The organism is Mesorhizobium sp. WSM4836, from assembly GCF_055811815.1.
The window spans coordinates 192024-199482 of record NZ_JBVVQF010000010.1 but is presented as its reverse complement, the minus strand read 5'-3'; the positions used below and the strand labels follow the sequence as shown (position 1 = coordinate 199482).

Sequence of the window (7459 nt, the reverse complement as noted above, 5' to 3'; positions counted from 1 at the left end):
ATAACCCCTTCCCCGTTTTTTTGGGGGTTTTGGGCCGGCCCCCCAAAACCCCCCCCCCCCCCCCGGCCTCCCCCCCCGCCCCCCCCCCCGGCGGGGGGGGGCCGGCCCGGGGGGGGGCCCCCCCCCGAACCGCTATCCAGCCATGCAAGATCGTCCGGCGAAAGCGAGATGTCCAGCGCCTGGAGGCTGTCTTCCAATTCGTCGAGCGTGCGCGGCCCGATCAGCGGAACGGACGGGAACGGCTGCGCCAGGACATAGGCGAGCGCGACATGGATCGGGCTTTTGCCCAGCCGCTCGGCGAGTTCGATGGCTCGGTCGCGGCGGCCGAAATTCTTGTCCGAGTACCAGACCCGGACCAACTCCTCATTGTCGCGCCGGTCGCGGCCGGCGCGGTCGGTGAAGAAGCCGCGGCCCTGGCTCGACCAGGCGAAGTTCGGCATCTGACGGGCGGTGAGCCAGGTCTTCCATGCGTCGCTGGAGGAGGTGACGCAGCCTGCCCAGATTGGCTCCAGCATCTCGGCCAGTGAGAAATTGTTGGAAAGCGCGCCGGGCTTCTGCTTGCCGGTGCGCTCGGCGTAGGCAATCGCCTCGTCCATGCGTTCCATCGTCCAGTTCGAGCCGCCGAACGGACCGCGAATGCGGCCGGCCTTGACCTCGCGGTCCATCGCATCGACGAATTCGTCGACCGGCACGTCCGGATTGTCGCGGTGCATGAAATAGACGTCGATATGGTCGGTCTGCAGCCGCTCGAGCGACTGGGTGAGCTGCTTGCCGATGACGTCGGGATAGCAGAGCGGCGAGTGCGCGCCCTTGCCGATGACCACCGATTGCTCGCGCACGCCGCGATTTTTCAGCCATTGGCCGAGCAGCGTCTCGGTATAGCCGGAACCGTAGACGAAGGCGGTGTCGAATAGATTGCCGCCGGCCTCGAAATAGGCGTCGAGCAGGATGGCTCCCGACGAAAAAGTGCGGAAATCCTCGAAGCCGAGCGCCAGGCACGAGGCCGGCCGCGGCAGGCCCGGAATGCTGCGCTTGGGGATGGCGGTCCCGCCGGAGCGCAGCTTTCGTCCGGAGATCGTGTTGACGCGCTTTGCCGGTTTCTCGATGTCGTATTCGAGCCCGATTGCGGCCCGCCATTTGTCGAGCACGCGCAGATTGCCGAGACTGTCGGCCCAGCCCATGCCGGGCCAGGCAAACTCCTGCTTTCCGCCGAGAATGGCCTCGTCGGCGGCGTCGACCTCGAATGCGTAAAGCCACCCGTCTTCGCTGACCTCGACCACCTCATTGCCATCCGGGCGGATGATGCGGATTTCGCCGGTACCGCCTTGCTTGCCGCCGGCAAACCAGAAATCCGCGACCTCGATACGGCCTTTGCTGCCGAGAATGCGCAAGACATTGTCCTGAGCGAGCGAGATGCTGCAGGAGACTTCCGCGACGATGCCGCCCGGAAAATGCAACAGCGCCGACGTCCATTCGTCGACACCGGATTGGCCGAGATGCGCAGCGCCGACGACTTTGTCCGGCTCGGCGAAGGGCTTTCCCGCCGCCGCGCCGGCAATCAGCCGCGCCATCGAGACGGGGTAGCCGCCGACATCGAGAATACCGCCGCCAGCGAGATCCTTGGCGTAAAGCCGGTGCTCCGGCATGAAGCCCGGCATGGCGAAGCCGAAGCTGGATTTGATCATCTTGATGTCGCCGATCGCGCCGGCCCTGATCAGCTCGGCCAGCTTGGCCGTCTGCGGATGCAGCCGGTACATGAAGGCTTCGCCGAGAAAGATGCCGGCCTTGCGCGCGGCATGGATCATGGCGTCGGCCTCGAAGGCGGTCAGGCCAAGCGGCTTTTCGCAAAGCACATGCTTTCCGGCCTCGGCCGCCTTGATCGCCCATTCGGCATGGCTTGGATGCGGCGTCGAAATATAGATCGCGTCGACATCCGGATCGCCAAGCAAAGCTTCGTAGCCGTCGAGGATGCGGGCGCCGGGGAAGGCCTCGGTGAGCCCGGCCTTGCCGGGATTGCGCGCGCCGATGGCGATCAATGTGCCGGTGCGCGAATGCGCGACGCCGCCGGCAAAGGCCTTGGCGATGTTGCCGGGCCCGAGAATGCCCCAGCGAATTTTTTCTGGTTTGGACGTCATGTCAATTCTCCGTGGGGGGGCCGCGAGCAATCGCGACCGGACAAAAGAAAGATGGGTTAGCGAATGCGTGCGCCGGTGGCGTCGAAGAGAAGCGAGCGGTCGGCCTTGATCGACACCACCAGGTCGTCGCCGTTCGCGCGATGCCGCGATGCCTCGCGCTCGACGATCAGTTCCTCGCGCCCGCCCCCGGTCCCGGAATTGGCATAGACATAGCTCACCGATCCCAAGTGCTCGGCGACGTCGGCCTTGAGGGTAAGATCGCAATCGCCCTGGCCGGCGTCGAAGAAATGCTCCGGCCGCACGCCAAGCACGACATCGCCGCCTATTGCAGGCAAGGCATCCGAAAGCGGCTTGCGCAGTCGCGCCCCGCGATGGTTGACCAGTTCGACGACCGCAGCGCCGTTGTCGGCGCCGACCATTTTCGCTGCCAGGAAGTTCATCTTTGGCGAGCCGACGAAGCCGGCAACGAAGCGGTTGGCGGGGTCGTCGTAGAGATCGAGCGGTGCGCCGATCTGCTCGATATTGCCGGCGTTGAGCACGACGATCCTGTCGGCCAGCGTCATCGCCTCGGTCTGGTCGTGCGTCACATAGACCATGGTAACGCCGAGCTCCTTGTGGAGGCGCGATATCTCGACGCGCATCTGCACCCGAAGCTCGGCATCGAGATTGCTGAGCGGTTCGTCGAACAGGAACACTTGCGGCTCGCGCACGATGGCACGGCCGATGGCGACGCGCTGGCGCTGGCCGCCCGACAATTGCCGCGGCCGCCGCTTCATCAGCTCGGCGATGCGCAGGATTTCGGAAGCCCGCTTCACCCGCCGCTCGGTATCTGCCTTGGGGTTGCCGGTCATTCTCAGGCCGAAGCTCAGATTCTGCTCGACCGTCATGTGCGGATAGAGCGCGTAGGACTGGAACACCATGGCGATGCCGCGATCGGCCGCCTCGACGTCGTTCACCACCTTGCCGCCAATGGCGATCTCACCGTCGCTGATGTCCTCGAGCCCGGCGATCATCCGGAGCAGCGTGGACTTGCCGCAGCCGGAAGGGCCGACGAAGACGACGAATTCGCCGTCTTCGATATCGATGTTGGCGCCGTGGACGATCTCGAAGACGCCGAAGCGCTTGATGACGTTTTTGAGTGTGACTGCCGCCATGCTGATCCTTACTTGATGGCGCCGGCAGCGATGCCGGCGACGAAATGGCGCTGCAGAAGCACGAATACGACGAGCATTGGCGCCGTCAGCATCACCGCGCCCGCCATGATGCCGCCCCAGGACACCTTGGTGAGACCGATCAGCGTGCCGAGCGCCACCGGCGCCGTCATTGCGCCCGGCTTGGAATTGATCAGCAGCGGCCAGAGATAATTGTTCCAGGAGGCAAGGAACAGGATGATGGCGAGCGCCGCCAGCATCGGCCGCGCCAGAGGCAGTGCGACAAACAGGAATATCCGCCATTCCTTGACGCCCTCGACCTTGGCGGCGTCGAACAGCTCGTGCGGCATCATCGAAAAGCTCTGCCGCATGAACAGCACGCCCAGCGAATTGAACAGCGGCGGCACGATCAGCGCCACCCAGGTGTTGGCGAGCTTGAAGTCGCGCGCCACCATGATGAATTGCGGGATCAGCACGACCGCATAGGGCAGGGTGATGGTGCCGAAGATGATGGCGACGACCATGCCCTTGCCGAAGAAGTTGTAACGCGCCAGCGCCCAGCCGGCCATCGAGGTCAGCATCACCGACAGGAAAGTGTAGGTCACCGCCACCGAGACGGAGATGCCGATGGCCCCGATAAAATTGGTGCCACGCTGCAGATTGCTGACATTGTCGAGGAAATTGCCGTGCGGCAAAAGCTCGATGTCGGGGCTGAAGATGCCGTTGTCGGGCATCGTGGAAAAGACCACCATCATCCACAGCGGAAACAGCCAGACCAGCGCCAGCGGGGTCAGGAAGAGATGCAGCGCGATGCTGCGGCCCAATCTGGCCTGGGAACGGCTGACTCTTGAGTGCGAGGTCATTTCGGTTCCCTCGTCAGCCATATCTGCACCAGCGAAATAGCAATCGCCAGTCCGGCCATGGTGTAGGCGATGGCCGAAGCGTAGCCGAAATTGAGCGACCGGAAGCCTTGGCGGTAGAGCAGCAGCCCGAGCGTCTCGGTGCCGCCGCCCGGCCCGCCGCGCTCGGTGATCAGGAACGGCTCGGTGAACAGCTGCATGGTGCCGATGATCGACAGCACGGCGCAGAACACGATGATCGGCTTGAGCAGCGGCAGCGTGATGTAGAAGAACTGTTTGACCTTGCTGACCCGGTCCAGGGTCGCCGCCTCGTAGACATCCTCGGGGATGGACTGCAGGCCGGCGAGCAGGATGATGGCGTTGTAGCCGGCCCAGCGCCAAGTCACCGCCATCATGATAACGGCCATCGCCGGGGTGACGTTGGTAAACCAGTCGACGCTGGGCAGGCCGATGCTGTTCAGCAGTTTGTTGATGATGCCGTAGTCGAGATTGAACATCAGCCGGAAAACCGCCGAATAGGCGACCTCGCCGACCACGACCGGCGCGAAGAAGGCAAAGCGGAACAGGCCACGCGCCTTGAGCAGCGGCGAGTTCAAAAGCACCGCCATCACAATCGCCAGCGAAATCATCACCGGCACCTGGATGACAAGGATCAGCAATGTGTTCTTCAAGGCATTGAAGAAGGCGGGATCGCCGATCAGCCGGCCCCAGTTGAAGGTCGGCGCGAACCGCCACGGCACGGTGCGCGTCGCCTGGAACGAGATCAGGAAGGAATCGATGATCGGCCACAGCCAGAAGATCGAAAAGATCAGCAGATAGGGCGCGAGGAAGCGATACGCCGTGGCGTTCTGGTGGCGCATCGTTTTCCTCCTTTCGCTTTCAAGTGTCTTGCCTTCTCCCCTTGTGGGAGAAGGTGGATCGGCGCGTAGCGCCGAGACGGTTGAGGGGTGATGGCCGGAGCGCCGCCGGCCAAGCTGGAGCCCCCCTCATCCGTCGCCTTCGGCGACACCTTCTCCCACAAGGGGAGAAGGGGAGCCGCGCACCGGAGCCGTCTCGTTCAGATCACGACTTGACCGGCAGGGCGGTCGCCGCGGCGATCTGGCTTGCGGCATCGTCGAGCGCTGCCTTGGCGTCGGGATAGCCGCCGCTGAGATATTTGGTCTGCACCGCGCGGACGATGATTTCGGCGTCGCTCTGGAACGGCGTGCCGCGGCTGGGAACGACCTTGGGCAAGGTGCCGAGGATGTCCTTCCACACGGCCTGGCCGCCCCAATAGGGCAGGCCTTCGGAGACATAAGGATCGTTGAGCGCCGAAATCAGCGACGGCACCAGGCCGAAGCCTTTCAGCATGGTGATCTGGCCTTCATTCGTCGCAAGCGTGTATTTCAGATAGGCGTAGGCGGCTTCCTTGTTCTTCGACACCGAGGTGATGGCGAGCGAGGAGCCGCCGAGATTGGCGGCGCGCGGACCGTCGGCGGTCAGGCTCGGCATCAAATAGACGCCCCATTTGCCTGCCCCATCGGGCGATTCGGTGCGCACGGTGCCTTCATACCAGCCGCCATACATCTGCGTGGCGACCTTGCCGGCGGTGTTATTGGTGATCTTGGTGCTCCAGTCGGCCGAGGAAATGATGCCGGCGTCCTTCATCTCCTTGATCTTGGTCATGGCGTCGACGCATTTGGGCTGGTTGACGGTGATCGATTGCCCATCGGCGGAGAAGTAGGCGCAGCCCTGCTCGTTGGAGATCATGCGGAAGAATTCGGAATCGCCGTTGAAATCGGCGTTGGTCATCGTGACGCCGGGGTTGGCGGCCTGGATCTTCTTGGCCGCGGCGATGAAATCGTCCCAGGTCTTGATCGAGGACGGATCGACGCCGGCCTTCTCATAGAAGTCGCGGCGGTAGAACATCGCCACCGGGCCGGAATCCCAGGGCATCGCATAGGCCTTGTCGTCAACCTCGAGCTCGGTGCGCTTGAAGTCGGGGAATTTGGCCTGGTCTTCCGCGGTGTAGCCGAGCGTGTGCAGGTCGATGAAGCAATCCGGGAACTGGGTCCAGTAGTTTTCCGCCTCGCCGTTCTCGATCGTCACAATGTCCGGCAGACCCTCGCCGCCGGCGGCGCAGCCGGCAATCGACTTGTCGTAGGTCGGCTGGTTACCGAGGTCCTCGACCGTCACCTTGATGTCGGGATACTGCTTGTTGAAGCCCGCTATGGTGGCCTTCAGCGACGAAGCGGCGATATTCCAGCTCCAGATCGTGATTTCACCGGACTGCGCAAAGGCCGGGCTGGAGCCCAAGGCAAGCGCGAGCGCGGCGCAGGTCAATTTTATGCGCATTGAAATCCTCCCATTTCAGTTGCTCTCTGTTTGCGAGCGTGGCTAGACTAGGCCTCGGGAACGCCTTGTCCGCGACAAAGGGAATAAGAAATGAGCGGAAAGTAAGATGCCGGAAAGGCCGTTTTACCAGCCCGGCGCCAGCAGCGTGGAGGGCCTGCCGCTGCTGCTGCAGATGTTCCACACCCAGCCCCTGGTGATGCTCAAGCCGCATTGGCATGCCCAGGTCGAGGTGAATTTCATCGTGCGCGGGAACGTGCATTACCGCATGGACGGGCACGGGCTTTCGCTTTCTGCGGGCGACATGTGCCTGTTCTGGGGCGGCCTGCCGCACCAAATGGACGAAGCCTCCGACGATGCCATCTATGCCGGCGCGCATCTGCCGCTGGTGCATTTCTTCCGGCTGCATTTGCCCGCCGATGTCCGCAACAGGCTGATGACCGGGGCGACGCTGGTGACCGACGCCACCGACCGGTCGGACGACCACAATTTCGAGCGCTGGAACCGCTATGCCCGCTCCGGCGACCCGGTCAAGGCCGAGCATGCCGTCAACGAGCTTTTGCTGCGGCTGGAGCGGGTGCGCTTCGAGCCCTATCGCCTCGTGCCCGAAACCCCGGTCGACCAGGAGATAGGCAGTCCCTTCGATCAGCAATCGCTGCGCAATGTCGGGCGCATGTGCGACTTCATCGCCGAGAATTTCCTCTATGAGATCGATTGCGTCGACATCGCCGCGGCGGCCGATATCCATCCCAAATACGCCATGAGCATCTTCAAGAAATCGACCGGCATGACGCTCAACGAATATGTGAATCTGCTGCGCCTCAGCTACGCGCAGGCCCTGCTGATGCATCAGGATGCCAATGTGCTGCGCGTCGCCATGGAATCGGGCTTCGGCTCGCTCAGCGCCTTCAACAAGTCGTTCCGCAAGCTTGCTGGCATGTCGCCGTCGGATTTCCGCAGGGGCATGCCGGGCGTGAGGTGA

General features: G+C 63.3%; 6 protein-coding genes. 1 reads left to right on the top strand and 5 read right to left on the bottom strand.

All coding sequences use genetic code 11. The features are described from left to right. The 5 genes from AC0L2P_RS14820 to AC0L2P_RS14800 form a co-directional block, all read right to left on the bottom strand. Window positions 1–2135 (bottom strand): aldo/keto reductase (locus AC0L2P_RS14820; RefSeq protein WP_473502020.1); only part of this gene is annotated, 2135 nt, incomplete at its 3' end. 56 nt (window positions 2136–2191) lie between these two features. Continuing rightward, window positions 2192–3289: an ABC transporter ATP-binding protein gene (locus AC0L2P_RS14815; protein WP_473502019.1), complete on the bottom strand. Its 1098-nt coding sequence runs from the start codon at window positions 3287–3289 to the stop codon at window positions 2192–2194. A gap of 8 nt (window positions 3290–3297) precedes the next feature. Beyond that, window positions 3298–4149, bottom strand: a complete 852-nt coding sequence (locus AC0L2P_RS14810) for a carbohydrate ABC transporter permease (protein ID WP_023675945.1) — start codon at window positions 4147–4149, stop codon at window positions 3298–3300. Further along, window positions 4146–5006, bottom strand: a complete 861-nt coding sequence (locus tag AC0L2P_RS14805) for a carbohydrate ABC transporter permease (protein ID WP_473502018.1) — start codon at window positions 5004–5006, stop codon at window positions 4146–4148. The genes AC0L2P_RS14810 and AC0L2P_RS14805 overlap by 4 nt, the downstream gene beginning before the upstream one ends. A gap of 202 nt (window positions 5007–5208) precedes the next feature. Then, window positions 5209–6480, bottom strand: a complete 1272-nt coding sequence (locus AC0L2P_RS14800; RefSeq protein WP_473502017.1) for an extracellular solute-binding protein — start codon at window positions 6478–6480, stop codon at window positions 5209–5211. Window positions 6481–6586: 106 nt separating this feature from the next. Here AC0L2P_RS14800 and AC0L2P_RS14795 point away from each other — a divergent pair, with 106 nt between their 5' ends. Beyond that, on the top strand, window positions 6587–7459 hold the full coding sequence (locus AC0L2P_RS14795) for a helix-turn-helix domain-containing protein (protein WP_473502016.1): 873 nt from the start codon (window positions 6587–6589) through the stop codon (window positions 7457–7459).

What these genes read in the sequence shown, in the direction of transcription:
- AC0L2P_RS14800 (WP_473502017.1), bottom strand. Translation starts at nt 6,480, where the DNA reads ATGCGCATAAAATTGACCTGCGCCGCGCTCGCGCTTGCCTTGGGCTCC.
- AC0L2P_RS14815 (WP_473502019.1), bottom strand. Translation starts at nt 3,289, where the DNA reads ATGGCGGCAGTCACACTCAAAAACGTCATCAAGCGCTTCGGCGTCTTC.
- AC0L2P_RS14810 (WP_023675945.1), bottom strand. Translation starts at nt 4,149, where the DNA reads ATGACCTCGCACTCAAGAGTCAGCCGTTCCCAGGCCAGATTGGGCCGC.
- AC0L2P_RS14805 (WP_473502018.1), bottom strand. Translation starts at nt 5,006, where the DNA reads ATGCGCCACCAGAACGCCACGGCGTATCGCTTCCTCGCGCCCTATCTG.
- AC0L2P_RS14795 (WP_473502016.1), top strand. Translation starts at nt 6,587, where the DNA reads ATGCCGGAAAGGCCGTTTTACCAGCCCGGCGCCAGCAGCGTGGAGGGC.